The 26,716-nt window shown below is 42.4% G+C and carries 28 protein-coding genes and 1 pseudogene; 21 read left to right on the top strand and 8 right to left on the bottom strand.

Annotation, left to right across the window (positions count from 1 at the left end; all coding sequences use genetic code 11):
- Positions 1 to 813 (bottom strand): aminodeoxychorismate lyase, encoded by an 813-nt coding sequence (gene pabC / locus Aso01_RS01480; RefSeq protein WP_004939278.1) that lies wholly within the window; start codon positions 811 to 813, stop codon positions 1 to 3.
- A gap of 172 nt (positions 814 to 985) precedes the next feature.
- On the opposite strand from pabC, the gene Aso01_RS01485 reads away from it, so the two are divergent.
- The 6 genes from Aso01_RS01485 to Aso01_RS01510 all read left to right on the top strand — a co-directional run bounded on the left by Aso01_RS01485 (position 986) and on the right by Aso01_RS01510 (position 6,458).
- A complete protein-coding gene (locus tag Aso01_RS01485) occupies positions 986 to 1,987 on the top strand; it encodes a sulfate ABC transporter substrate-binding protein (protein WP_004939280.1) in 1,002 nt (333 codons plus the stop codon).
- A gap of 22 nt (positions 1,988 to 2,009) precedes the next feature.
- Positions 2,010 to 2,615, top strand: coding sequence for an alpha/beta hydrolase (locus Aso01_RS01490; protein ID WP_004939283.1), 606 nt, complete (start codon positions 2,010 to 2,012; stop codon positions 2,613 to 2,615).
- A 74-nt stretch (positions 2,616 to 2,689) separates the two neighbouring features.
- Positions 2,690 to 3,523, top strand: a complete 834-nt coding sequence (gene cysT, locus Aso01_RS01495; protein ID WP_004939286.1) for a sulfate ABC transporter permease subunit CysT — start codon at positions 2,690 to 2,692, stop codon at positions 3,521 to 3,523.
- Positions 3,520 to 4,410, top strand: a complete 891-nt coding sequence (gene cysW, locus Aso01_RS01500; RefSeq protein WP_004939289.1) for a sulfate ABC transporter permease subunit CysW — start codon at positions 3,520 to 3,522, stop codon at positions 4,408 to 4,410. The genes cysT and cysW overlap by 4 nt, the downstream gene beginning before the upstream one ends.
- Before the next feature lie 10 nt (positions 4,411 to 4,420).
- Complete coding sequence (locus tag Aso01_RS01505; RefSeq protein ID WP_004939291.1) at positions 4,421 to 5,482, top strand: sulfate/molybdate ABC transporter ATP-binding protein; 1,062 nt, start codon at positions 4,421 to 4,423, stop codon at positions 5,480 to 5,482.
- A 52-nt stretch (positions 5,483 to 5,534) separates the two neighbouring features.
- A complete protein-coding gene (locus Aso01_RS01510) occupies positions 5,535 to 6,458 on the top strand; it encodes a CysB family HTH-type transcriptional regulator (RefSeq protein ID WP_004939293.1) in 924 nt (307 codons plus the stop codon).
- Positions 6,459 to 6,517: 59 nt separating this feature from the next.
- On the opposite strand, the gene carO is transcribed toward Aso01_RS01510, so the two are convergent.
- Complete coding sequence (gene carO / locus Aso01_RS01515) at positions 6,518 to 7,261, bottom strand: ornithine uptake porin CarO type 3 (protein WP_004939294.1); 744 nt, start codon at positions 7,259 to 7,261, stop codon at positions 6,518 to 6,520.
- A 302-nt stretch (positions 7,262 to 7,563) separates the two neighbouring features.
- Here carO and dapD point away from each other — a divergent pair, with 302 nt between their 5' ends.
- The 5 genes from dapD to Aso01_RS01540 all read left to right on the top strand — a co-directional run bounded on the left by dapD (position 7,564) and on the right by Aso01_RS01540 (position 10,854).
- Positions 7,564 to 8,385: a 2,3,4,5-tetrahydropyridine-2,6-dicarboxylate N-succinyltransferase gene (dapD, locus tag Aso01_RS01520; protein ID WP_004939296.1), complete on the top strand. Its 822-nt coding sequence runs from the start codon at positions 7,564 to 7,566 to the stop codon at positions 8,383 to 8,385.
- A gap of 112 nt (positions 8,386 to 8,497) precedes the next feature.
- Positions 8,498 to 9,208 (top strand): 7-carboxy-7-deazaguanine synthase QueE, encoded by a 711-nt coding sequence (gene queE / locus Aso01_RS01525; RefSeq protein WP_004939299.1) that lies wholly within the window; start codon positions 8,498 to 8,500, stop codon positions 9,206 to 9,208.
- Positions 9,209 to 9,232: 24 nt separating this feature from the next.
- On the top strand, positions 9,233 to 9,904 hold the full coding sequence (gene queC, locus Aso01_RS01530) for a 7-cyano-7-deazaguanine synthase QueC (RefSeq protein WP_004939302.1): 672 nt from the start codon (positions 9,233 to 9,235) through the stop codon (positions 9,902 to 9,904).
- Between the two features lie 13 nt (positions 9,905 to 9,917).
- Positions 9,918 to 10,328, top strand: a complete 411-nt coding sequence (locus tag Aso01_RS01535) for a hypothetical protein (RefSeq protein ID WP_004939305.1) — start codon at positions 9,918 to 9,920, stop codon at positions 10,326 to 10,328.
- Positions 10,329 to 10,389: 61 nt separating this feature from the next.
- The gene (locus Aso01_RS01540) at positions 10,390 to 10,854 is read left to right on the top strand and encodes a peroxiredoxin (RefSeq protein WP_004939308.1); all 465 of its coding nucleotides are present in this window, start codon (positions 10,390 to 10,392) and stop codon (positions 10,852 to 10,854) included.
- Positions 10,855 to 10,900: 46 nt separating this feature from the next.
- Here the strand turns inward: Aso01_RS01540 and Aso01_RS01545 are convergent, their stop codons facing one another.
- The gene (locus Aso01_RS01545) at positions 10,901 to 11,464 is read right to left on the bottom strand and encodes a nicotinate-nicotinamide nucleotide adenylyltransferase (RefSeq protein ID WP_004939310.1); all 564 of its coding nucleotides are present in this window, start codon (positions 11,462 to 11,464) and stop codon (positions 10,901 to 10,903) included.
- A 100-nt stretch (positions 11,465 to 11,564) separates the two neighbouring features.
- Here Aso01_RS01545 and Aso01_RS01550 point away from each other — a divergent pair, with 100 nt between their 5' ends.
- Together Aso01_RS01550 and Aso01_RS01555 are read left to right on the top strand one after the other, a co-directional pair.
- Positions 11,565 to 12,365: an enoyl-CoA hydratase-related protein gene (locus tag Aso01_RS01550; protein ID WP_004939314.1), complete on the top strand. Its 801-nt coding sequence runs from the start codon at positions 11,565 to 11,567 to the stop codon at positions 12,363 to 12,365.
- Positions 12,366 to 12,481: 116 nt separating this feature from the next.
- Positions 12,482 to 13,264 (top strand): nitroreductase family protein, encoded by a 783-nt coding sequence (locus Aso01_RS01555; protein WP_004939316.1) that lies wholly within the window; start codon positions 12,482 to 12,484, stop codon positions 13,262 to 13,264.
- Here Aso01_RS01555 and Aso01_RS01560 read toward each other — a convergent pair.
- The 3 genes and pseudogenes from Aso01_RS01560 to Aso01_RS15915 all read right to left on the bottom strand — a co-directional run.
- On the bottom strand, positions 13,248 to 13,580 hold the full coding sequence (locus Aso01_RS01560; protein ID WP_004939320.1) for a YqfO family protein: 333 nt from the start codon (positions 13,578 to 13,580) through the stop codon (positions 13,248 to 13,250). The two genes, Aso01_RS01555 and Aso01_RS01560, sit on opposite strands and share 17 nt — an antisense overlap.
- Before the next feature lie 199 nt (positions 13,581 to 13,779).
- Entirely contained in the window at positions 13,780 to 14,292 is a 513-nt protein-coding gene (locus tag Aso01_RS01565; RefSeq protein ID WP_004939323.1) for a hypothetical protein, read from the bottom strand.
- Positions 14,293 to 14,497: 205 nt separating this feature from the next.
- Positions 14,498 to 14,578: pseudogene (locus tag Aso01_RS15915) on the bottom strand (NGG1p interacting factor NIF3); the annotation flags it as partial.
- A 122-nt stretch (positions 14,579 to 14,700) separates the two neighbouring features.
- Between Aso01_RS15915 and Aso01_RS01570 the strand changes: the two are divergent.
- Positions 14,701 to 15,894: a YbfB/YjiJ family MFS transporter gene (locus Aso01_RS01570; RefSeq protein ID WP_004939332.1), complete on the top strand. Its 1,194-nt coding sequence runs from the start codon at positions 14,701 to 14,703 to the stop codon at positions 15,892 to 15,894.
- Here Aso01_RS01570 and Aso01_RS15960 read toward each other — a convergent pair.
- Both Aso01_RS15960 and purL read right to left on the bottom strand, forming a co-directional pair.
- Positions 15,881 to 16,000 (bottom strand): KGW motif small protein, encoded by a 120-nt coding sequence (locus tag Aso01_RS15960; RefSeq protein ID WP_004939335.1) that lies wholly within the window; start codon positions 15,998 to 16,000, stop codon positions 15,881 to 15,883. The two genes, Aso01_RS01570 and Aso01_RS15960, sit on opposite strands and share 14 nt — an antisense overlap.
- Before the next feature lie 120 nt (positions 16,001 to 16,120).
- Entirely contained in the window at positions 16,121 to 19,957 is a 3,837-nt protein-coding gene (gene purL / locus Aso01_RS01575) for a phosphoribosylformylglycinamidine synthase (RefSeq protein WP_004939338.1), read from the bottom strand.
- A 254-nt stretch (positions 19,958 to 20,211) separates the two neighbouring features.
- On the opposite strand from purL, the gene Aso01_RS01580 reads away from it, so the two are divergent.
- The 7 genes from Aso01_RS01580 to tolR all read left to right on the top strand — a co-directional run bounded on the left by Aso01_RS01580 (position 20,212) and on the right by tolR (position 26,714).
- The gene (locus tag Aso01_RS01580) at positions 20,212 to 21,546 is read left to right on the top strand and encodes a deoxyguanosinetriphosphate triphosphohydrolase (protein WP_004939340.1); all 1,335 of its coding nucleotides are present in this window, start codon (positions 20,212 to 20,214) and stop codon (positions 21,544 to 21,546) included.
- Positions 21,547 to 21,656: 110 nt separating this feature from the next.
- The gene (gene ruvA / locus Aso01_RS01585; protein WP_004939342.1) at positions 21,657 to 22,262 is read left to right on the top strand and encodes a Holliday junction branch migration protein RuvA; all 606 of its coding nucleotides are present in this window, start codon (positions 21,657 to 21,659) and stop codon (positions 22,260 to 22,262) included.
- Between the two features lie 7 nt (positions 22,263 to 22,269).
- Positions 22,270 to 23,274: a Holliday junction branch migration DNA helicase RuvB gene (ruvB, locus tag Aso01_RS01590; RefSeq protein ID WP_004939345.1), complete on the top strand. Its 1,005-nt coding sequence runs from the start codon at positions 22,270 to 22,272 to the stop codon at positions 23,272 to 23,274.
- Positions 23,275 to 23,492: 218 nt separating this feature from the next.
- Positions 23,493 to 24,851, top strand: coding sequence for an amidohydrolase (locus Aso01_RS01595; protein ID WP_004939349.1), 1,359 nt, complete (start codon positions 23,493 to 23,495; stop codon positions 24,849 to 24,851).
- A 284-nt stretch (positions 24,852 to 25,135) separates the two neighbouring features.
- Positions 25,136 to 25,543: a tol-pal system-associated acyl-CoA thioesterase gene (gene ybgC / locus Aso01_RS01600; RefSeq protein ID WP_004939350.1), complete on the top strand. Its 408-nt coding sequence runs from the start codon at positions 25,136 to 25,138 to the stop codon at positions 25,541 to 25,543.
- A gap of 26 nt (positions 25,544 to 25,569) precedes the next feature.
- Positions 25,570 to 26,268: a protein TolQ gene (gene tolQ / locus Aso01_RS01605; protein WP_004939353.1), complete on the top strand. Its 699-nt coding sequence runs from the start codon at positions 25,570 to 25,572 to the stop codon at positions 26,266 to 26,268.
- Entirely contained in the window at positions 26,268 to 26,714 is a 447-nt protein-coding gene (gene tolR, locus Aso01_RS01610) for a protein TolR (protein WP_004939356.1), read from the top strand. The genes tolQ and tolR overlap by 1 nt, the downstream gene beginning before the upstream one ends.
- Positions 26,715 to 26,716 lie beyond the last annotated feature (2 nt).

Raw genomic sequence — 26,716 nt, forward strand, 5'->3', positions numbered from 1 at the left:
TCAATCAATCTGATTCAGTTTAAGAGTGTGGAAAAGTGTCAAACATGCCTCGGTACTTAAAGATCGCGAATGCATCCGCGAGGCAATGGTCATCGGATGAAGCGTATTACAAAAAAATAGCGCCTGAACCTGATCGAGTTCATCGAGATGAATCTGACGTTCAAGAATATCGATACCGGCCTGTTGGGCCCGATCCAAAATTTCAGTTCGCATTAAACCGCGAACGCCATTATAGCGAAGTTCGGGCGTAATCCATGCGTTATTTAAGTAAATAAAGCAGTTACTGCTTACGCCTTCAACAATATTCCCGTTTAAATCTGCCACCAGTGCTTCTGCCCAGCCGTACTGATCTGCCTGCTGCTTGAGCAAGACTTGTTCGAGTCGATTGAGCGTCTTGATACCGACCATATCTGGCATGGTCAATCCGATACGGCGTGGTAACAGACCAACCTCTACATACTGCGGTGCGGTGTCACTATAGGCTTGCGGATAGAAAAATACATACAGATCCGCATTATGATCTGGAACGCTATAGCCTCGTGGGCCTTCACCCCGACTGATCAAAAGTTTCAGCGTTCCGGTAAGCACTATCTCCTGATGAGTCAGTTGCTTGAGGCTTTGCTCAATCAGCTTTAAATCAACATTTAATCCCAATTGCTGGCAGGCATAGTTCAAGCGCTCATAATGTCGATTGACCAGTTGAATCTGCCCTTTCACAATGCGTGCTGTCGAAAAACACCCATCCCCATATTGAAATGCGCGATCCTGTAAAGCAACAGACGCAACGGGTTGAGCATTTTTAAAGCACCACATAGGCAATTTCTCTATTTTTTGGCAGCTTAGTGTAAAACCGAACCATAAAAATGATGCATTTTCTTATTTCTTTTTTATTCATATAAAATTCATTTTTTATTATTTTTTATGGATAGTAACTCATTGTATTCTCCTTTTTAGATTTAGAACTAACCTATTTAAGGATATGAATATGCGATTTGCACAGTTAAAAATTGGGGTACTGGCTGCATTAATCTCCGTTTCTTCATTTGCAGCAAAAGACTTTTTAAATGTGTCTTATGACCCAACACGTGAACTCTACGAAAACTTCAATAAAGAGTTCGGTGCGTACTGGAAACAACGTACTGGTCAAGAGATTAACTTTAAACAATCACACGGAGGTTCTGGCAAACAAGCACGTGCAGTGATTGATGGGTTGCAAGCCGATGTGGTTACCCTTGCTTTGGCTGCTGATATCGATGAAATTGCCGATAAAGCAAAACTACTACCACCCGACTGGCAAAAGAAATTTCCAAATAACTCAACACCATATACCTCAACGATTGTATTTCTAGTCCGTAAAGGTAACCCAAAAGGTATTAAAGACTGGAGCGACATTACCAAGCCAGGTGTCGAAATTATTACGCCAAATCCAAAAACCTCAGGTGGTGCACGCTGGAACTACCTAGCGGCATGGGCATGGGCAAAACATAAATATGGTTCAGACGCCAAAGCACGCGATTTTGTGCGCCAAATTTACAAACAGACCAAAGTGCTTGATTCAGGTGCTCGTGGTGCGACCACAACCTTTGCTGAGCGCGGTATTGGCGATGTGTTATTGGCATGGGAAAACGAAGCTTATCTGGCGGTACGTGAACAACCCGGCAAGTTTGAAATTATTACGCCTTCGCTTTCAATTTTAGCTGAGCCACCTGTGGCAATTGTAGAAAAAAATGTTCAAAAAGATGGCAACGAAAACCTAGCGAAAGCTTATCTAAACTTCTTGTATTCACCTAAAGGCCAAGATATCGCGGCGAAAAACTTTTATCGCCCACGTGATCAAAATATTTTGAAACGCTACAGCGGCACCTTTAAGCCACTCAAACTGGTCACGATTGATCAAGAGTTTGGCGGCTGGAATAAAGTACAAAAGGCACACTTTAGTAATGGCGGCGTCTTTGACCAAATTGTCAAAGAAAATAGCGCAAAATAATTGAGCGTTCAGGAGCATGACGATGATTCATACAGTAATTGTTCCGGGTGTTGGTGGTAGTGAACAACATCATTGGCAGTCATGGTTACAACGTCAACTGCAGTCATGCTCACGTGTCGAACAAGCCGATTGGCATCGACCTGTACTTTCTGAATGGGTAGAACAACTGGCGAAGCATGTACGCTCAATTCATGGACCAGTACAACTGGTGGCGCATAGTTTTGGCTGTTTAACCAGTTTGGCGGCTTTGAAAGAGCATCCAGATCTGACGCACAAGATCAAGCATTTGACCTTGGTTGCACCCGCGAATCCAGCGCGTTTTGGAGATGCAGGATTCGCCAGAGACAGCACCAACAATTATTTAGCCTATTTTGAATCACTTAGACCAATCGTTCGAACACAGTTGTTGATGAGTGAAAATGATCCGTGGCTACATGTGCAAGATGCACAGCATCTTGCACACTGCTGGAAGTTAAAGGCCGTCAGCCTAGGCCACGTTGGTCATATCAATGTGGCTTCGGGTTTCGGTCCTTTTCCAGAAATATTTGATTACATTCTCCCAGAAAAACAGCGTACTGGATCTGTACGTGCGCGTTACAGCAATCGATTTTTTGGCTTCGCACTGTAAATCAATGTTGGGATTAAGATTTTTTATTTTTCGTTTGCTTGATTGAGCAAACCTGCTCTTTTTCAGGAGTTACCATGTCGCAGCGATCCCGAGTGCTGCCAGGGTTTGGTCTTTCACTGGGCTTTACCCTTGCATATTTATCTTTAATCGTGCTTATTCCATTATCTGCCGTTTTTATCAAATCTCTGGGTGTGGGATGGGATGGACTCTGGGAGATCCTGAGTTCAGAGCGCATTCTTAAATCTTTGCAACTCAGTTTTACGACTGCCATGATTGCCGCGCTCATTAATGTAGTGTTTGGCTTGCTTCTGGCATGGTGCTTGGTGCGCTATAGCTTTCCGGGTAAACGTATTGTCGATGCGTTGGTGGATTTACCATTTGCCTTACCTACTGCGGTTGCAGGTATTGCCCTCACCTCGCTATACGCTTCGACTGGCTGGGTGGGTCAGTATCTTGAGCCGCTTGGTATTAAGGTTGCATATACACCGATTGGCATTACCCTCGCTTTGGTGTTCATTGGATTACCTTTTGTAGTACGTACTGTGCAGCCGGTTTTAAGCGATATCGAAACCGAACTTGAGGAAGCTGCATCGGCTCTGGGTGCCAACCGTTTTCAAATTATCACCAAAATTATTTTGCCCATTTTATTTCCAGCCTTACTCACCGGTTTTGCCTTAGCGTTTGCACGTGGCGTGGGTGAATATGGTTCAGTAATTTTTATTGCTGGCAATCAACCTTTTAAAACAGAAATCGCACCACTAATGATTATCTCTAGACTCGAAGAATATGACTATGAGGCTGCAACCACAATTGCGGTCGTGATGCTGGTGATTTCCTTTGTAATCTTGTTTGCGATCAATCTTTTACAAGCATGGGCGAGCCGCCGTACCGGGAGAACAGTGAAATGAGCTTAGTCACCGATAGTCATTTACTGGCAGAAAAGCTTCAAAGCCGTGATGCCACACGCGAGCCCAAGTGGGTTCGTTATACGCTGCTGAGTATTGCGTTACTGTTCTTTTTAAGCTGCCTGATTCTGCCCCTTATTTTGGTCTTTGTAGAAGCATTTCGACAAGGTGTCGAGGTATATATCAATGCACTGATTAATCCAGACACTTTTTCGGCAGTCAAGCTAACCTTGCTTACGGCAGCAATTGCGGTACCACTCAATGTCATCTTTGGTGTGGCAGCAGCATGGGCCGTGGCAAAATTTCAATTTGCCGGAAAATCGATACTCACGACCTTAATCGATTTACCGTTTTCAGTTTCACCTGTAATTGCAGGTTTGATGCTGGTCTTGATCTTTGGTATGCAAGGCTGGTTCGGGCCATGGTTTATGGATCATGACATCAAGGTATTGTATGCCGTACCTGCGATTGTATTGGCTACTGTTTTTATTACCGTACCTTTTGTGGCACGTGAGCTGATTCCTTTAATGGAAGCGCAAGGCACTGAAGAAGAAGAAGCGGCGATGGTTTTGGGTGCATCGGGCTGGCAGACCTTTTGGAAAGTGACCTTACCCAACATCAAATGGGGCTTAATTTACGGTGTGATCTTGTGTAATGCACGCGCGATGGGTGAGTTTGGTGCAGTTTCTGTGGTTTCAGGACATATCCGCGGTGAAACCAATACTTTGCCACTGCATGTCGAGATTTTATACAACGAATACACCTTTAGTGCCGCTTTTGCCGTGTCTTCACTGTTGGCGCTACTGGCGATTGTGACCCTGATTTTAAAAACATGGGTGGAAGTGCGTCAGGAAAAACAAAACAAACAACATGATTCAACTTCATCTTGAGGAATGACAAATGAGTATTCAAGTTAAAAATATTGAAAAACATTTTGGTGCATTCCATGCATTAAAAAATATTTCATTAGACTTTCCAGAAGGTGAACTGGTGGCATTGTTAGGACCATCAGGCTGCGGAAAAACAACGCTTTTACGTATTATTGCCGGACTAGAATCGGCAGATGGCGGGCAAGTGTTGCTTGAAGGCACCGATGCCACCGATATTCATGTGCGTGAGCGTCAAGTGGGATTCGTATTTCAACATTATGCGCTGTTTCGCCACATGTCCGTATTTGACAATATTGCCTTCGGTTTACGTGTACGCTCACGGCGGACGCGCCCATCGGAAGCAGAGATTAAAAAGCGCGTAACACGTTTGCTGGATCTGGTTCAACTCGGTTTTTTAGCCGATCGCTACCCTTCTCAACTTTCGGGTGGTCAGCGCCAGCGTATTGCATTGGCCCGTGCACTGGCAGTGGAACCGCGCGTGCTACTGCTTGACGAACCATTTGGTGCGCTGGATGCCAAAGTGCGTAAGGAATTGCGACGCTGGTTACGGACACTGCATGACGAGCTACATATTACCTCGATTTTTGTGACACACGATCAAGAAGAGGCGCTTGAAGTTGCCGATCAGATTATTGTGATGAATAAAGGGAATGTCGAGCAAATCGGTTCACCACGTGAAGTATACGAAAAGCCAGCGACCCCGTTTGTTTTCGACTTTTTAGGACAAGCCAATCGCTTTGATGGACATTATTATGAAAACATAATTCAATTGGGCGATGACAAAATTATTTTACCGAATGCCTCGCAAACACCTCATGGTAAAGTGATAGCATTTGCTCGACCAAATGAACTACATATTCATGCACAACCAACAGATAACACCATTCAAGCTACCTTTTTAAGAGAAGTCTGGATTGCTGGAAAAGTCGTTGCTGAATTACAAGATCGTAATGGCAGACTGATCGAAATTGCCCTGACACCCGATGAAGCACGCCTTCATCAATTTAGACCGAACCAAACGGTTTGGATCAGTGTGTCTCAGCTTCATCTTTTTGAAGAACGGGTTGCTTAGAATTAAAAAATGGGGGCAAGTCCCCCATTCTCGTTGAGAGGATCAAGAGAACATGAATTTTCAACAATTACGCATTATTCGGGAAACCGTGCGTCAGAATTTTAATCTGACCGAAGCTTCTGCTGCACTTTACACTTCACAATCAGGTGTCAGTAAGCATATTAAAGATTTAGAAGATGAGTTGGGTGTACAACTTTTTGTTCGCAAAGGAAAACGATTGTTAGGTTTGACAGAACCCGGCCAATCCTTGCTTGGCATTGTTGAACGTATGTTGGTCGATGCAGAAAATATTAAACGTCTGGCCGATGACTTTAACAAAGTTGATGAAGGCACCTTGACTATTGCCACCACGCACACACAAGCTCGTTATGTGCTGCCTCCGATTGTCAATCAATTTAAGAAACTGTTTCCAAAGGTACATTTAATCTTGCAACAGGCCAGCCCAACCGAAATCTCAGAAATGTTGTTGCTTGGTGAAGCGGACATCGGTATTGCCACCGAATCTTTGACCACCGAAGATAATCTGGCCAGCGTCCCTTACTATCAATGGGAACACAGCATTATCACGCCGCAAAATCATCCGCTTACCAAAGAAACCGACATTACACTTGAGAAGCTCGCAAATTTTCCAATCATCACCTATCACGGCGGCTTTACTGGGCGTTCAAAAATCGACAAAGCCTTTGAAGATGCCGGCATTGATGTCGATATCGTCATGTCTGCACTCGACGCCGATGTCATTAAAACCTATGTAGAACTCGGAATGGGTGTGGGAATTGTGAATGACGTGGCCTACGATAAAGAACGAGATTATCGCTTGAGCCAACTCAAAACCGGAATTTTTGGCTTAAATACAACATGGATCGCGGTTCGTAAAGGACACTTACTTCGTGGTTACGGCTACGAGTTTATTTCTTTATGCTCACCAGAAGCGGACATTAAGCAGCTTAAAAAAGTGGCTTACCCAGACGAGTGAAATCAAATTTATAAAACATAAAAAAACGGGATTTCTCCCGTTTTTTTATATTCAAACGATTACCAGTTGTAGCTTACGCCCACTTTACCAACAGGTAACCATTTGTATTTGTCATCATCAGCAATTTTACGTGCCTCTGCATTCACAGCATCTTCTAAGCTCTGACTACCTTGAGTAGTAGCAGTACCGGTAGAAACTAATTTAACTGTTGGGTTGCCTGTGTAATAAGCACCAACTTCGCCGAACACACTCCAGTTTTTAGTAATTTTTGGAGCGAAACCAAAACCTAAATATGGTGCGATGTCATTCTTGTATTCCATCTGACCATTAATTCGAACACCATTTTGACCGGCTAAAAAGTCCTGATTATTAACACGGAATGAACGAGTGGCATCAACATTACGTGTAATATCGTATTGATTGTCTAGGTACGCTGCACCAGCGGCAACATATAAACCTTGTGCCCAACGGTTTTGACTTGCACCCCAAGGACGAATTTCTGCGTTTAAATACGCAGTTTTATTATCCATATCAAGATCGTAAGTAGAACCATTAACTTTCACATCATCAGACCATGAAATATCGCCACCATTGTAACCAAGTGCTAGACCTACATACGGGTTTGCTTGCCAAAGCAAAGCACCACCGTAACCTGTTGTGCCTACTTCAGCACGAACACCTACAGGAATGAGCTGCTGCGCGTCAAATGCATAGCGGTCATGTACCACAGCATCATCAGCTGATGCAACGCCTGCTACAGCGCTAAGTGCACCTGCTAATGCGAATACTTTTAATACTTTCATTTTCGTCTCCTCAAAAAGAGTAAAGGCTTGTTCTAATAAATCTGATTTCTTTTGGTAAGCCCATAGTAGATGAAATTGTGATTTGTTTTTATACAAAATTTGCTTATTTTCTGTTAATTTTTGATACAAGTTGGTCTTTTAGCTTGTTTTTTAATCAATTTTTATTGAATTTAAATATAATTATTGCTGCAAAAACGCAATGTCTAAATTTTGATTGTTTTTTAATCACGGCAATCATTCAACCCAAGATTCTTTGGCCGTTTTCGTGTAGAATCTTTAAAATTTTTTTTGGAAGGACGTCCATGTCTGAGCTTTCAACGATCATTGAGCAAGCGTTTGAAAATCGTGCCAACTTTACCGCCGCTGATTGCCCTACAGAAATTCGTGAAGCAGTTGAACACGTTATTGCTGGTTTAGACAACGGCACTTTACGTGTTGCTGAAAAAATTGATGGTGAATGGATTGTTCACCAGTGGGTTAAAAAAGCGGTTTTATTATCGTTCAAACTTAACGACAACAAACCTGTTGAATCTGGCGATTTAGCGTTTTACGATAAAGTAGACACTAAATTTGCAGGCTGGACTGAAGCGCAGTTTAAAGAAGCTGGTGTTCGTGTTGTTCCTCCTGCTGTTGCACGCCGTGGTAGCTTCCAAGCAAAAAATGTTGTGTTGATGCCATCTTATGTCAACATTGGTGCTTATGTTGATGAAAACACCATGGTTGATACTTGGGCCACTGTAGGTTCATGTGCTCAGATCGGTAAAAATGTTCACTTGTCTGGCGGTGTAGGTATTGGTGGTGTACTTGAACCACTTCAAGCCAATCCAACAATTATTGAAGATAACTGCTTTATTGGCGCGCGTTCTGAAATTGTTGAAGGTGTAATCGTAGAAGAAGGTTCTGTCATTTCAATGGGCGTATATATTGGTCAGTCGACTCGTATTTACGACCGTGAAACTGGTGAAATTCATTACGGCCGTGTACCTGCAGGTTCAGTAGTTGTACCGGGCAGCTTACCGTCTAAAGACGGCAAGTACAGTCTGTATGCTGCAATTATTGTGAAAAAAGTAGATGCGCAAACACGCTCGAAAACCAGTTTGAACGATTTGCTTCGCGCTGAGTAATTCTCACAGATTAGCGAAATATTGATGCTCTTCGGAGCCTGATTCGCTTCTCGTCTCTACGGTCAAGCCTGATCGTAGAGATTTTTGTTTTTCAACTCTTGGTAATGCTGTAATGACTTCTTTACGTTCTACGACAATTCCAGTGACGGACCCGGCTGCGGGACTACGCATAACGGAAATTTTCTACTCTTTACAAGGGGAAGCCAATACTGCGGGTTTACCAACAGTTTTTATCCGCTTAACGGGTTGCCCTTTACGCTGCACATATTGTGATACCACTTATTCATTTGAAGGTGGGCAACGACTTTCAATTGATGAAATCATAGAAACTGCACGTGCCTACAAAACGCCTTATATTTGTGTGACAGGTGGCGAGCCATTAGCTCAGCCCAATTGTCAGGTATTATTAACGCGTCTGTGTGATTTAGGTTTTGACGTTTCACTGGAAACCAGTGGTGCACTCGATGTTTCAATGGTCGATGCTCGGGTATCAAAAGTGCTTGATCTCAAGACGCCAACCTCTGGTGAAGAGAAGCGTAACCTGATGAGCAATCTTGATCATTTGACTCCTCACGATCAGATCAAATTTGTGATTTGTAAGCGTGAAGATTATGAATGGTCCAAACTCCAGGTTGAACAATTTCAACTTGAGAAAAAAGTGAGTACCGTATGGTTCTCGCCTGCTTTTGCCGTTGAGAAAAATGCAGCGAAACTGCCTCAACTGGCTCGTGATTTAGCAGAGTGGATTCTAAACGACCATCTCCCCGTGCGGTTTCAGTTACAGCTCCATAAAATTTTATGGAACGATGAAACGGGTCGTTAATTTAATTTGATTGGAGAATGATATATGCGCCCTCGTGCCATTGTTTTATTGTCAGGCGGCTTAGACTCAACAACCTGTTTAGCTTGGGCACAAGCGCGCTATGAATGCATGGCCTTAAGCTTTATGTATGGTCAACGCTCATCTACAGAGCTAGATGCAGCCAAAGCACTGACTCAACGCGCTGGCGTTGAACATCGCGTGATCAATATCGATTTAGGTAATTTGGGTGGCTCTGCCCTTACCGATCACAACATTGATGTTCCAGAACAACAACAAGATGGTATTCCGGTGACGTATGTACCGGCTCGTAACACAATTTTTCTCTCGTATGCGCTTGCTGCAGCAGAAGTTTTTGGCGCTGAGGCTATTGTTATTGGCGTAAATGCAGTAGATTATTCTGGATACCCAGATTGTCGCCCAGAATATATCGAAGCGTTTACAAATATGGCACGCTTGGCAACAAAAGCGGGTGTAGAAGGAAAACCTCTTACATTTGAAACACCTTTGTTACATTTATCCAAAGCGAATATTATACGTCTTGGTATTGAACATGGCGTAGACTATAGTCAAACAGTTTCTTGCTATCAGGCTGATACGCAAGGCCGTGCTTGTGGTAAATGTGATAGCTGCCGCTTACGTAAAGAAGGTTTTATTGAAGCTGGCGTCGCAGATCCAACACGCTACATACCGCAATAATAAGGTACTATTTATGAAATTTTTGAATACCAAACTTTTACTTTCTTCTGTAATGGCATCTGCAGCTTTGTTTGCATCTGTAACTCATGCAGACGACAACAAACTTCAGCAAGCCTACAAAAGCACAAACGTAAAAGGTGCTTTGATCAATCTGTGTAAAGAAGAAACTGCTAAAGGTAATAAACTGAACAGCGCAGAAGTAAGCAAATATTGTTCATGTGCAGTAGAAGCAGACGGCAGAATGACCAATGCACAAAAATGGGAAATTCAAAGCGCGATTAATGCTAAGAAAAGCCCAAGCACATTGGCTTTTGTACAACAGCAAAACAAAAGCCTTCAAACTTGCTTAGGCCCTCAGTTGACTTCAAAACTTAAAACTTTAAGTGAAGAAGCAATGAAAGCCGCACCAGCAGCGAAAAACTAAGTTCATTTTAAAATGACATTACAAGCCACATTATGTGGCTTGTTTTTTTATGGAGAGAACAATGAGTAACGTAGAAATTCAATTGCCGGATCAAGTGTTTCCAACTACAACGGGTGAAATTAATTTATCTGATTTAGATAACGAATGGTTGGTGATCTATTTTTACCCAAAAGACTCCACCCCGGGTTGTACAACACAAGCAGTCGGCTTTTCTTGCTTGAAAGATCAGTTTGATGCTCTGAATGTTAAAATTGTTGGTGTATCACGCGACTCGGTGAAATCACATCAAAACTTTACAGCAAAGCAAGCACTCACCATCGATTTGATCAGCGATAAAGAAGAAGTGTTGTGTAAGCATTTTGACGTAATCAAAGAAAAAAATATGTACGGTAAAATGGTGATGGGGATTGAACGCTCAACCTTTATTTTTCACGATAAAAAATTAGTCAAAAGCTATCGTAAAGTGAAAGCAGCTGGACATGCAGAACAGGTGCTTGAGGATATTCAGGCGCTTCAAGCCAACTAATCTAGTCCAATAGACTTCGCTTAGAGCGAAGTCTATTGTCAACATATTAAAGATTTGAACTGTCGTGATAAGAAAATTTGTGCTGTAACTCTCGATAGGTATCAGTTTTTTGAAAAGCCTTCAAAAATGCAATAGTGCCTTGTGGAAAAGCCGACTCATCAATGCAACCCTCATAGAACGCTTCACGCAGCGGCGTGGCTGACATAGACTGCTTTAGGCTGTCCAGTTCCACCATGTGCCACTCTGGAAACAACTTTAAGTAGTAGGATGACTCATCCTTAAAATGGCCAATTAAACCAATCTTACTTGTGGATGAAGCCAGTGCATAAACACCAGATTTAACTTGCTCAACCCACTTTTTATCGTCATAGACATCAATAATGGGCGCAAACAAAATACGTGTTTGCTGTTCGGGTGTAAAATTTGACAAGATCATGTCTTGTCGCTCTGCCGCCAGAAACGGATTTTTAATATTTCGCTCTGCCTGAGCCGACCCCAAAGCAATAATCACTTGTCGACTCTGCTGTAATGCAATTTGAATCGTTTCAAGATGAGCCAAATGAAAAGGCTGAAAACGCCCAATAAAAACAAGGTAATCAAACGTATACATATATCAACTTAACTTCAATGAACTCATCAGTTGCTTTTTTCAAGCAGTTTTAGGACATAATGAGCCGCATAGCCTTTTATAAATAACCAAGGATAGTACGATGACACTACAATGTATTCAACAACCTCATCAACATTTACAAGCAAATTTAGAAAATGGGGTGCTTACCTTAGCGCTTAATCGTGCAGAAGCAAAAAATGCACTTTATCGCGAATTATATCTTTGGCTGGCAAAAGCGCTCGATGATGCTGATGCATCGTCTGAGGTTCGAGTGGTTGTGTTACGTGGTGTCGATGCAGATTTTTCGGCTGGCAATGACATGAAAGACTTTATGTCATTTATTCAAAAACCGCATGAAGGCAAAGCTGGCGATCAACCACCTTTTGTCTTGTTAAAATCGGCTGCGCGCTTTTCAAAGCCACTTATTATTGCAATTCGCGGTGTCGCCATTGGTATTGGAGTGACCATTTTGCTACATGGAGATATTGTTTACGCCGACAATACGGCGTTGTTCCAGATTCCATTTGTCAGCCTAGGACTGTCACCTGAAGGAGCTGCAAGCCGTCTGTTGGTGCAACAAGCAGGATATCATCGTGCGGCAGAATTACTGTTTACTGCACAAAAATTTAATGCCGAAAAAGCGCTACAAGCCAGTTTGATCAACCAGATTTCAGAAGATGTCTATACATTAGCAAACAAAACGGCTCAACAATTATCTGCCCTTCCTTTGGCTTCCATCAAGCAATCTAAAGCCCTCATGAAGCAAGACCTCTCTGAGATTATCGACTGCATTGACAAAGAAGCCGAAATTTTTATGCAACGTGTACAATCGGCAGAAATGAAAGAAGCGGTGCAAGCTTTTATGCAAAAACGCCAACCTGATTTCTCACAGTTTGCCTAATTATTATACTTCAATACAATCAATCACTTAATCATCAGTTTTGTGATACATTTTTTTAACATCACAAAATTGATGCAGTGATATGCTCATTTTATTGTCTCGCTTAAGTAAAGATCATGACCACGACTTCTCACGATTCAGCAACCTCAGATTCAACTGAAAAAAAACGCTATTATGAGCCTGCACCTCAAGATATCGATGTTGATAACTTTCGTAAAGTGCTTGAAAGCAGACGCTCAGTACGCAAATTTACCGATAAAGCCATTCCTACTGAAGTCTTAGATGCCTGTCTGGATTTGGCCCTACTGGCACCAAACTCGTCAAACCTTCAGCCATGGACATTTTATGTGGTGCAAAATCCAGCCAAGAAAAAGCAGCTGGTTAAGGCTTGCTTAGGGCAATTGGCTGCAAAAACAGCGTCAGAACTGATCGTCTGTGTTGCGCGTACCGATCGTGTTGATGAAATGGCCAAGAAAAATATTTCTGAATTTCCATTTAATGAACCGCCTAAAATGGTTAAACAGTATTACCGTTTTATTCCGTTCAACTACAAAACCGGCTATTTCAACGCACTGGGAAATTTAAAAAAAGTGGCTTTTAAAGTGGCCAGAACACTGGATCGCCAGCTGCCTGTGACGGCATTTAATCCGGCCGATGCAAAGCTTTGGGCTGCAAAGAGTACCGCATTGGCCTGTGAAAATCTGGTCTTGGCATTACGAGCCTATGGATTTGATAGCTGCATGATGGAAGGCTTTGACGAGCCAATGGTACATAAGCTGCTCAAACTCAATGACGAGCAATTTCCGATTATGGTCATTGCGGCGGGTGAGCGTGCCACAGATGGTGTTTTTTATCCACAGTACCGATTTGATCGTAAGCTGTTTATTCAGAAAATCTGATTGAATCAATATCTACCATTTGAATAAATTCAAATGCGGGTTCTTCATACGGATGACTTGCACTTAAGGCCAAGGCAACTGCTTTGGCCTTTTGTTCAGATACAATCGTTTCCACACGCCATTCTTCAAGCTGCTCTAGAGCGTCTAGTTGCCCTAAAAAAGGTTGAGCATTTTTAACTGCTTTAAATTGTCCAATACCTTTTACTTGCCAAGCACACTGCTCATAATGACCAACACCGCCTGCCCCGGCGGCAAAAATTGCAGCTTTGGTCGATTCCAGATGAGATTCAGGTACGTAATAAATTAGTTTAAGCATTAACTTACTGCCAAAAATCAAAGTAGTTCAAGTTATTTCATAATATCATAAATAAAATACAAGCTATCTCAAAATATATTATAAAAAAATTTAAATCTTCTTATTATAAGAATCATCAAGAAAGAAATATTATAATTCTACTCTATATTTTAATCACTTTAACTATTAAGAATTAATAAATATTTAGGTTTTTTATAATTCAGTTTATCTTAATAAAATTTTCTTCAATATGATCTGATAAAATTTTTATTAATTCATTCTTTTTATCGGCCACTACTGGAATAAGATATATCGATTTAGAGCTTTTGATACCCACGCAATCGAAAAACTCTTTTTTAAAACCATTTCTATACTGAATACGATAGGATTCACCAACTACAACTTCAAAGTCTTTAACAGTAACAGTTAAGAACCAACATATATTCAGTTTTATTAAGTTCTCCTTAAAAGAAAAGCTAAACACAGTGTAACGATAAGTTTTGAAAATCTTTATTATTATAGCAATAATACAAAAAAAACCTAAGACTACTGGATATAAATAATATAATGATATATTAAAATCAAAATAATATACTTGTAAAGCGTTCGATTCAAAAACAGACGGAAATAAGAATAATATACCAGCAGAAAGAAATATTAATAAAAATATCTCACCTAATATCATTTTTATACAAGAAGGATTAATAAAATAATCATACTTACTTAAATTCATATATATACAACTTTTTAATCTTATTCATTAAAATATAAAAATTACAATAAATTCTTATAAAAACATTAGAAATTATAATCATTACATCTTTAGAATTAATTTTAACATATAATATTTTCAAGTCTAGAAATATCAAATCTAACGAGAAAAATTTATTAATTTTTTATAAATCAAAATGTTTACAGACTAAATTAAATACATAACAACCTCCTTCTACAGCGGCAAAAATTGCAGCTTTGGTCGATTCCAGATGAGATTCAGGTACGTAATAAATTAGTTTAAGCATATAAAATTCCTAATAATTTTAAATAGTGGTTATAGATTAATGATATTCGAAGCGAACCAAAGCATGGTATTTTAGCTGTTCCAAATACAGCTGTCAGATCTATAGATGGAGCTTATAGTCAGATGACACTCACCGCCTCCTCGCCACGCCCAGCCGAAACGTTACTTATCCTGTTCGCAGGCATTTCAAGTTTAATTGTGGCACATGGTCTAGGGCGATTTGCATTCACCCCCTTACTGCCTTATCTCATTCAAGATAATGTGATCACACTTGCTCAAGGGGCTAATCTCGCAACTTGGAATTATATTGGCTATTTGGTCGGTGCACTGGTGGCAGTCTCTCTACATGGACGAAACAGCACGCAAAGTGTGCTGATCTGGGCATTACTCGTCAATGCAGGATTGACTATTTTGCAAATTATCACAACAGATTATACGTTTTTTCTACTGCTGCGTTTATGCAATGGTATCACCAACGGGCTGGTGTTTGTGCTGGTCCCTGCGCTGATTCTTGAATGGTTGGCAGAGCATCATAAAACACAATTAAGCGGGCTGATGTTTACAGGCGTGTCGATTGGGCTCATTTTGGACAGTATATTAATCGACTGGTCATCGGCATGGTTTAGCGGACAATTGCGCTGGATTCCAATCGGCTTGGTGGCGCTGCCGCTGGCGTTATTTAGTGTCTGGCAACTTAAGAAAATTACACTATCTTCTCGCCCTACAGTCGTCATTCGTTCATCACGCTTACTAGACCGAAACAGTACTCCGTTATTTATCGGCTATGCAGGTGCTGGCTTAGGCTATATTTTACCGATGACGTTTTTGCCTACACTAGCACATGAGTTAATTCGTAACCAACCATTCATTCTGACCAATATCTGGTTAATTACGGCACTTTCTTGCCTAATCTTGTTACCTTTCTGGAATAAGCTTGGTGCAAGTACCAATGACCGCTTTGCACTGATTTGTTCTTATATTGTGCAAATTTTAAGCTTGATTGCTGTATTGATCTTTCATAATGCAATCGGTGTGGTGATCTGCGCGATTTTGATGGGCGGGAGTTTTATGGGGACTGTGGTATGCTCTCAGCGAATTGCGCGAATCTTTCAACCGCATCAAGGCCCTAAACTGTACGCAGCGCTGATTAGCCTATATGCTGGCACCCAACTAATTGGACCGTGGCTGGCTAAACTCTGGATTGATCATGGTGGGACATTACTGCAAAGCTTTTACATGGGCTTGGCAGTTTTGATCTGGGGCCTGCTCTGGACACTGCGTACACCGAATCCCGCGAATGTGGTTACGACACATTAAGGCGTAAATAATTTGCCACAATCCAGAGCATTTCCAGACTCATCACCATGCCAAATAACCACCACCCTCTGCGTTTGTGCTGAACTGTGTGCTTATTAGAATACATAGCAGTTACATCCTTTTTTTATTGTGCTGATAAATCTAAAGCAAAAGCCATACCACAGCACAAAATATAAACAGCATAAAAAAAACGCCACATAAGGTGGCGTTTTTTTATTCGGCTGAATTAGCCAATAAATTTACGTGCGTTACGGAACATACGTAACCATGCACCATCTTCAGTCCAGTTTTCTGGTGACCAAGAGTGTTGAATGGCACGGAAGTTACGCTCTGGATGCGGCATCATAATGGTTGCACGGCCATCTTTAGAGGTCACACCTGTAACAGCTTCTGGTGAGCCATTCGGATTCAGCGGATAATGCTGAGTTGGGTTACCCAAGCTGTCGACATAACGTAAAGTGACTTGCTGATTGGCATTTAAGCTAGCCAAATGAGCATCGGTTGTCACTACACGACCTTCACCGTGAGCGACTGCAATTGGCAAGATCGAACCTTGCATATCTTGCAACAATACCGACACCGATTTTTCAACACGCACGTTTACGCTACGCGCCTCAAACACTTCCGAAACGTTACGATGGAAACGTGGCCATGCATCAGCACCCGGAATAAGCGGTGCAAGCTGTGACAACATTTGGCATCCGTTACAAATCCCCAGACTAAAGGTACTGTCACGATGGAAGAAGCTCTCAAACTGATCGCGTAATTTCGGATTAAACAGTACCGATTTGGCCCAGCCACCACCTGCACCCATGACATCACCGTACGAGAAGCCACCGCATGCCACCAAACCTTCAAAATCTTGAAGATCGACACGACCGGCGAGTAAGTCACTCATGTGAACATCAATGGTGTTGAATCCGACTTTATCGAATGCCGCCGCCATTTCAACGTGCCCATTGACACCTTGCTCACGTAAAATCGCCATATTTGGACGACGTGTCGCAATGAAAGGCGCTTCAACTGGTTCGTTTAAATCAAAAGTAGCTTGTGCAATCAAACCTTTATGATCTTGATCTGAAATCAAGGCAAATTCTTGGTCAGCAGTTTCAACATTGTCACGTAAACGCTGGATTTGATGAGACACTTCTGCCCATGCACGTTGTAATTCGGCACGTTCAAAAGTTAAACCGTTCACAGTTAATTGATCTAAACTGTTCACACGGCCAACTACCGAAATCGCATCTTTAAGACTAGAAGCCGAAATTTCAGCTTGTACGGCGTCCCAATCTGCAGCTTTTAACTGAACCACTGCACCAATTTCTTCTGCAAACAGGCTTTCAATGCTTTGCTGTTCAAGTGCAACACCTAAACGTGATGCAAACATCATTTCGGCAACCGTAGCGAGCAAGCCACCATCACCGATATCGTGATAGGCTTGAATTAAACTGCGATTATTCCAGTCTTGTACCAACGCAAAAAATGCTTTTAAGTCATCAAAACTGTCAACATCTGGCGTGACCGTTCCAATTGCCTTGTATACTTGAGTGAGAATCGAAGCGCCGAGACGGAACTGGCCTTTCGATAAATCGATACGAACCAGAACAGATTCATCAAATTTTTTCAGCTCTGGTGTTAAGGTTTTACGCACATCACTCACAGGTGCAAATGCAGTAATCACACCCGACATTGGCGAAGTCACAGCTTTGTCTTCACCATTATCATTCCACGTGGTACGCATGGAAAGCGAGTCTTTACCGACCGGAATCGCAATACCCAGCGCAGGGCACATTTCCATACCAATGGCTTTTACACCTTCAAATAAAGCTTGATCTTCACCTTTTTGACCTGCAGCTGCCATCCAGTTTGCAGAAAGTTTGATGTCACCAATTTGTTCGATATTGGCCGATGCAATATTGGTAATCGCTTCAGCCACCGCTAGGCGTGCAGATGCCGCAGGGTTTAACAATGCCACCGGCGGGCGTTCACCCATTGCCATAGCTTCACCTGTGTACCCTTGAAGGCTGGTTGTGGTCACCGCAGCATCGGCAACAGGCACCTGCCATGGGCCAACCATTTGGTCACGTGCCACCATACCCGTAATCGAGCGGTCACCAATGGTGATCAAGAACGATTTAGATGCCACAGTTGGGTTTTTAAGTACACGGAAAATAGCATCTTTTAAATCGATCTGTGTCGTATCAAAAGCTGTACCTTCACGTTCAATGCTTTCATAAGAACGTTGCATACGAGGCGTACCACCTAGCATGACTTGCATCGGGATATCCACCGCATTGTTTTCAAACAATGGATCTTCAACCGTTAAATGACGCGCTTCAGTTGCTTCACCAAGCACAGCAAACGGACAACGCTCACGCGCACAGATTTCTTCAAACTGAGCCAAAGACTCTGGACGAATCGCAAGCACATAACGTTCTTGTGCTTCGTTTGACCAGATTTCCATTGGGCTCATGCCAGGCTCAAGCGATGGAATTTTACGTAAATTTAAAATCGCACCCAATTCATGGTCGTTTACCAGTTCAGGCATCGCATTTGAAAGACCACCTGCACCAACGTCATGAACAGACACAATCGGGTTGAAATCTTCTAGGCGCCAGCAGGTATCAATCACTTCTTGGCAACGGCGCTCCATCTCTGGGTTTTCACGTTGTACAGAAGCAAAATCAAGGCTCTCACCCATGGTACCGCTGTCTACAGAAGATGCTGCTCCACCACCCAAACCAATCAACATGGCTGGTCCGCCCAGTACAATCAGTAAATCGCCTGGTTGAATTGCATCTTTTTCGACATGATCTGGACGAATGTTGCCGTAACCGCCCGCAATCATGATTGGCTTATGGAAGCCTTTCACTTCTCCGTTGACATTTTGTTCAAATGTACGGAAATAACCGTTTAATGCCGGACGGCCAAATTCATTGTTAAATGCTGCACCACCCAATGGACCTTCAATCATGATTTGAAGTGGAGATGCCATACGTGACGGTTTACCGTAGTTTTCTTCCCAAGGCTGTTCAAAGCCCGGAATATTGAGGTTTGAAACGGTAAAGCCGGTCAAGCCTGCTTTTGGTTTACCCCCACGGCCTGTTGCGCCTTCATCGCGGATTTCACCGCCTGAACCCGTTGCAGCACCCGCAAATGGCGAGATTGCAGTTGGATGGTTATGGGTTTCAACTTTCATCAGGATGTGTGCAGCCTGACTTTTATATTTATAAATATAATGACCGGTGTCATTGTCTTTTTTTGGATAAAAACGCTGAGTATCGTAGCCTACAATCACAGACGCATTATCTTTATAGGCAGATAACACTTCGTCTGGTGACTCTTTATAGGTGTTTTTAATCATCTGGAACAAGGATAACGGCTGTACTTCACCATCAATCGTCCACTCTGAACCAAAGATTTTATGACGGCAGTGCTCTGAGTTTGCCTGAGCAAACATCATCAGCTCGATATCGTTCGGGTTACGGCCCAATTGAGTAAAGGCATCGGTAAGGTAGTCAATTTCTTGCTCAGACAATGCAAAACCAAATTCATTGTTGGCTTTAACCAGTGCCGCTTTACCCTCACCCAAAATATCAACCGAGTTGAGCGGTTTTGGCGAAGTTTCCAAAAACAATGCATTGGCACTGTCAATTTCTGCAAAAACTGTTTCAGTCATGCGGTCATGAAGTGCTTGTTTCACTTCATTGGTCATTTCTCTAATCCCTTTAAGGGTAAACAAAATACCACGCTCTAAACGATGAATCGGTGTATTACAGTTTTTGAAAATATCGGTGGCTTTAGACGACCACGGCGAAATGGTGCCGATACGTGGCGTCACCAAAACTTGGATTTCATCTGTTGCCGCCTGACGCAGCTCAAACGATGATCCATCATTTAATAGTTGTAATGCAGATTGATGCTGCTGCTCGTTGAGCGCTTGATCAAACAGATAAACCCATTGGCTGTCAAAAGATTGTACAGAACTAATTGACGATAAACGTGTTAATAGTTGAGCTTTCTTAAAAGAAGAATGTGCTGGTGCACCGGCCACGATAAACATGTTGATTTTGGCTCCACGGGCAAGTCTGATGAACTTTACCGCAATGTGACTTTAGAGAGAGCGCATATTCTACTGTGAAAAGCAAAAATCGGCTAGATGAACATTCCGTATTATCTAAATGAATTGCATCAAAATAATCACATTCACGAAAAGAAATTAAATTTCACTAAAAGCGCCAACTTCTGTCGCACTGATCTAGTGCTTTTTTCTTTTTTTTGGCATCATGAAATCAGAGATCTCAAGAAAAGTTATAAATGGAACAAATGCGCTGGTTAGAGCTGCTTTCAGCGGTTCGTTTAGGTAGTAAAAAAAGTAAAACTGAATTGGCCCGTAGCCCATATCATAAAGATTATGATCGCATCATCTTCTCGCCGAGTTTTCGACAACTAAACCGCAAAACTCAAGTCCACCCGCTCACCCAGCAAGATGGCATTCACACACGGCTCACACATTCACTTGAAGTGTCTTGTGTTGGGCGCACATTAGGAATGTTAGCTGCTGAAAAAATCAAGAATGAACTTCCCGCGTGGATTTCTCCATCAGACATCGGTGCCATTATTCAGGCTGCGTGTCTTGCACATGACATTGGCAATCCACCTTTTGGTCATGCAGGTGAATATGCCATTCGTGACTGGTTCGATGAAGCTGAAAATCAGCGCTATCTTGAAGGCCTTACCCCCGAACAACATGCCGATGTATGTCAGTTTGAAGGCAATGCCCAAGGCTTACGTATTTTAACGCGTCTGGATTATCACCCCAATGACGGTGGGATGCGACTCACTTTTGCTACACTGGGTGCTTATTTAAAATATCCGTGGTTGTCTCATCCGGTTGACCATATCGACTCAACGCATCTGCGCTCCAAGTTTGGCTGCTATCAGTCTGAAAAAGAAGTGCTGGTGCAAATTGCAGAACAACTTGGGCTCATCCAGTTGGGCGAATATCATTATTGTCGCCATCCTTTAACCTATTTACTCGAAGCGGCCGATGATATTTGTTATGCCCTGATTGATCTTGAAGATGGCATCAGCATGAACATGCTCGAATATGATGAAGTTGAGCCTTATTTTCTGAATTTGATTGGTGACTATGGCACCCCACACGAACTGACCCTCCCGCACGCCACATGGCATCAGAAAGTCGCGGCCCTACGTGGACGGGTGATGAAACGCTTAGTTGCAGAAGTAACCAATGCCTTTGCACGTCATCATGATGAAATACTGGCGGGTAAGCTCAATGGCGGTTTATTGCAATATTGCCCAAGTGATATTCATATTGGTATTCAAAATGCAAAAAACCTGACTCGAGATAAAATTTTTGATCATCCACACAAAGCGGATCTTGAATTACTGGCACACTCGAGTTTGCAGCATTTACTCGATGCTTTTATTCCGCTTGCCCAACCAAAACAGCGACTACGCTTTAAAGATCAGCGTTTAATGGTGATTTTGCAAAATCTTGGCATGATCATGAGTGATGATCTCTATCAAAACATCATGCAGATTTTAGATATTATCAGTCGTTTTTCCGACCATCAGGCTTATGCCATTTCGCAAGAGCTCAAAGGCAATAAAGTCAGCATGTTTTAAATTTTAGTCGCCAGATCAAATCAGTTGCTTGTACAACAGCCGGTTATCTGCTGTGGAGTATCAAGATTTTTGTTATTGTATTTTTTGAATTTGAAGAGTGATTGAATCGCATGATTGGTTGTTTAATTGGTGAAGTTTTTGCGCTTGAGGCGCCGACCGTATTGCTGAATGTCAATGGTGTCGGTTATGAAATCGACACGCCGCTATCAACATTTTGTCAGTTGCAAAAAGGACAACGCGTCACATTATGGACGCATCTGGTGGTTCGAGAAGATGCACAGCAACTATTTGGTTTTATCGATGCACAAGAAAAGTTGGTTTTTAGAACGCTACTCAAAGTGAACGGTGTTGGTCCCAAAATGGCATTGGGCATTTTATCTACCCTTAGCATAGATTTACTGATCCATACCATTGAGCATGACGACATCAATACTCTTATTAAAGTTCCTGGGGTAGGTAAAAAAACAGCCGAACGTTTAATGATAGAGTTACGTGATCGCTTCAAAGCCTTATCTACTCCGAGTAGCACAGGCTCCGCTATGGCGCCAGCACAGATCCAGTTTAGCGCTAACTCCCCCGTGGCAGAAGCAGAAGCCGCCTTACAGTCATTGGGCTATAAACCAGCAGAAGCACAAAAAGCAGTGGCAGCGGCAAAAGCCAACCACACCGAAGCAGCCGATATTATTCGTGCTGCATTAAAATCGATGATGAAGTGAGCCATCAATGAGTGATCGTTTAATCAGTGGCAGTGAAAAACCAGAAGATCATTTTGATCGCGCCATTCGCCCCACCTCGCTCGCTGACTATATTGGTCAGCCCGTGGTTCGTGAGCAAATGGAAATCTTTATTGGTGCGGCACGTGGCCGAGGTGAAGCACTGGATCATACGCTTATTTTTGGTCCTCCTGGCTTAGGAAAAACCACACTGGCCAACATTATTGCCAGAGAAATGGGTGGAAACCTCAAGTCAACTTCAGGCCCGGTGCTTGAGCGTGCCGGTGATCTTGCCGCTATGCTGACCAACCTTGAAGAAGGTGATGTGCTGTTTATCGATGAGATTCATCGTTTATCGCCGGTCATCGAAGAAATTCTGTATCCAGCAATGGAAGATTATCAGCTGGATATCATGATTGGTGAAGGGCCTGCTGCGCGTTCAATCAAGCTTGATCTTCCACCGTTTACCCTAGTGGCCGCCACAACACGAGCAGGTCTACTCACCTCGCCGCTGCGTGATCGATTCGGTATTGTCCAGCGTCTTGAATTTTACTCGGTCGAGGATCTGACCCATATCGTGACGCGCTCTGCAAATCTGATGGATGTTCCGATCACACATTCGGGTGCGGCCGAAATCGCACGTCGTGCACGAGGTACGCCGCGTATCGCCAATCGTTTGCTCCGACGAGTACGTGATTATGCGCAGGTAAAAGGGACTGGTGAAATTACACAAGAAATGGCGCAACGTGCACTTGATATGCTGAATGTAGACAAAGACGGGCTAGACACACTCGATCGACGTTACTTAAGCATGCTGCTTGAACGTTTTGATGGCGGACCGGCAGGTGTGGAAGCATTGGCTGCCGCTATGGCAGAAGATAGCGGAACGCTTGAAGATGTGATTGAGCCATACCTCATTCAACAAGGTTATGTGATGCGTACCGCTCGTGGCCGAATTGCCACCAACATGGCGTATTTACAATTTGGCTTAACCCCGCCAGAGCCTAAAAGCTAATTTTTAAGAATGTGCCAGCGAGAAAAAATTGATCTCTGGCACATTTAAATCGTGGCTTTTTTACATATATCATTTCTGTAATTTTTATAATAATCAAAGAATAAGTATACGTATTAAGTATTTTTTTATACTTAATACGCTCATGCAATTTCGCCATAAAATTGGCAAAATAACGTTATCAAAATACAAAAAACGATTTTTGAAAAAGGAATTTTCTCTTGAAACAGTTTAAAAAAGCACTGCTATGCACGCTGTCACTTTTTACAGTCTGCACAGCGAGTTATGCCGATTGGGTGAAACAGTCAGCTCAACAAGTTGAACCGCAAACAATTCAGTTACGTCATCAAATCCATAAGCATCCCGAACTTGGGAATATGGAGTTTCAAACCTCAAAACTGGTCCAGTCCGAGCTGAAATCTTATGGTATTGAAGTAAAAACCGGTTATGCTAAAACAGGCGTGGTGGGCATATTAAAAGGTGCAAAACCAGGTCCGGTAATGGCATTACGTGCCGATATGGATGCACTTCCTATGCAAGAGCAAACAGGACTTCCCTTCGCAAGTCAAACCAAAGCCATCTATCAAGGTAAAGAAAGTTACGTGATGCATGCTTGTGGTCACGACGCGCACACCGCGATGCTTCTGAGCGCTGCAAAAATTCTGGCTCAGCATAAAGATAAAATTGCGGGCACAGTGGTGTTTCTGTTTCAGCCTGCTGAAGAAGGCGGTGCAGATATTGATAACTTTACTCAGGGTGATCAAATTGGATCACGTAAAATGATTGCAGATGGCGCATTAAATCAACCAAAACCTGAAGTGATATTTGGTCTTCATGTGATCGCGGGTATGAAAAGTGGAGAGCTATATTACAAAGATGGTGTGATTTTAAACAGTGCAGATCAGCTTCGTATTCGTGTTACGGGACAAGCCGTACACGGCTCAACACCTTGGTATGGACGCGACCCTGTTGTCGCTTCAGCAGAGATTATCAATAATTTACAGACTTTGATAAGTCGTCGTACCGATTTATCAAAAGGAATGGGCGTTGTCAGTATTGGAAATATTCAGGCAGGCACGGCAGGTAATATTATTCCTGAGCAAGTTGCTATGGTTGGGACTATTCGTTCTAATCATGAAGATATTCGTCAAACGATTTTAAAAGATTTACCTGTTATGGTTGAGCACATTGGCTTGGCAAATGATGTGAAAACCCACGTTGATATCGCACAGTATGCTCCAGTCACCTCAAATAATAAAATATTAACTGAATCTATGCTGCCAACACTTAACACCGTTGTTGGTGTGCAAAAACTACATCGCCTAGATACGAATGCCAGCGCGAGTGAAGACTTTTCATACTATGGCCAATACATGCCATCGTTGTTCGTATTTCTTGGAGCAACCCCAAGCACAATTGAACTTAACAAAGCCGCACCCAATCATAATCCTAATTTTATTGTCGATGATGCAACTTTAAAAACAGGCGTTGAAACACATGTGCGGTTTGTTTTGGACTATCCAAATGTAGCGCAAAAAGTACAAGATGCTTGGTTAAATAAAGATCAGAATCCATCTTAATTGAAACTGATGGCAATTTAAATGAGTGCACTCTGCTTAAAATTAAACAATTACGCACTACTAAAATATTAATTATTCTGGATTTTTAGGAAAAATTCCAGAATTTTTTTTTCGTTTAAATCATCATGATGATTGGAGTGTTGTGCCATTGGACGCTTCAGATAAGCTGATAAACTTCAATGCGGTAGAACCTTGGCGCATGAGCAAATTTCTCTACTTTTCCCACAGATTTTGAACAGCGCCAACTCAAAACACAATATTGAATCAAAAGACGGAACACTCTCATGGCGAATAAATTCGAATTCCAAATTCGTGTATATATTGAAGATACTGATGCCGGCGGTATCGTCTATCATGCTAACCATATTCGCTATCTTGAAAGAACTCGTACAGAATGGCTTCGTGCCTCTGGCATCGATCACTACTGGCACCAAAAAGACTATAACTTTGTTGTGCACAAAATTGCACTGAAGTACATTCGCCCAATCATGATGGACGATATGATCACTGTTACAGCAAGTGTAGTTTCATGTAAAGCTTCGTCATTTGTATTGCAACAAAATATATATCGTGGTGAAATCATGCTAGCTTCTGGTGAAGTGGAACTGGCGTGTTTAAATGCTGAATTGCGCCCTCGTCGTTTACCAGATGAAATTCGTGGTCTTATTCTTCAAGAATTGGAACAAGCTTAAAAAAACAAACTTTGGCACACGTAACTATGGCAACACCAGCTCAATCTTCATTGCATATTTCTGATCTTATTTTACAAGCAAGTCCTGTGGTACAGGCCGTAATGTTGATCTTACTTTTCGCATCGATTTATAGTTGGTATCTGATTGCCAAGTTACATATGAGCTATAAAAAATCTGCACAACAGGATGAACATTTTCAAAAAATGTTCTGGTCGGGTGCAGAGCTGAATACGCTTTACAACAATGCACAGCTCAACTCAAAACGCACAGGTCTTGAAGATATCTTTTATCATGGACTAGGTGAGTTTTTTAAACTTAAAAAGCGCCATGCTCCCGCCTCTCAAAGTATTGAAGGAACTGAGCGAATTTTACGTGTCGGTTTAAGTCGGGATCAAGGCCGCCTCGAACAAGGACTTGGTGCCTTGGCCAGTATTGGTTCTGTTGCACCTTATATTGGTCTGTTTGGGACTGTGTGGGGCATTATGAATGCCTTTATCGGTTTGTCAGCAGTTGATCAAGTCACCCTGGCCACTGTTGCACCAGGCATCGCAGAAGCACTTATTGCCACAGCAATCGGTTTGTTCGCTGCAATTCCAGCGGTACTCGCCTTTAACCATTATACAGCTAAGGGTGAAGCGCTTTATTCTGACCGCGCACTTTTTGCAGAAGAAATGGTCGCATTGCTGCAACGTCAATCTGTAGGTTCCACTCAGGAAGACGTATAATGGCCATTCAGCGTTCAGGGCGCTTTGAGCGCATTAAAAAGCCGTTAAAAAGTGACATGAATGTCGTACCCTATATTGATGTCATGCTGGTGCTCTTGGTTATTTTTATGGTGACTGCTCCAATGATCACCAGTGGTATTAAAGTAGATCTACCACAAGCCAATAACACACCAATTGAATCGAAAGAACCCGCAATCGTAACCCTTGGACAAGATGGCCAGATTTTTCTGCAATATAAAGATCACAAAGAAGAACCTGTTTCACTCGATCAGCTCAAAAATATATTAGGAGAGGCTCAAGCTCAGGCTGATCAAAGCAATCAGAAGCTGACTGTATTGGTCAATGGTGAAAAATCTAGACCTTATGGCGATGTGGTTTCACTCATGTCTACTTTACAAGCAGCAGGTTTAACACAAGTTGGTCTGCTTACAGAACCATTAAAGTAACC

Origin of the sequence: Acinetobacter soli (genome assembly GCF_000760595.1) — a bacterium.
In the GTDB taxonomy this organism is placed as follows: Bacteria; Pseudomonadota; Gammaproteobacteria; order Pseudomonadales; family Moraxellaceae; genus Acinetobacter; species Acinetobacter soli.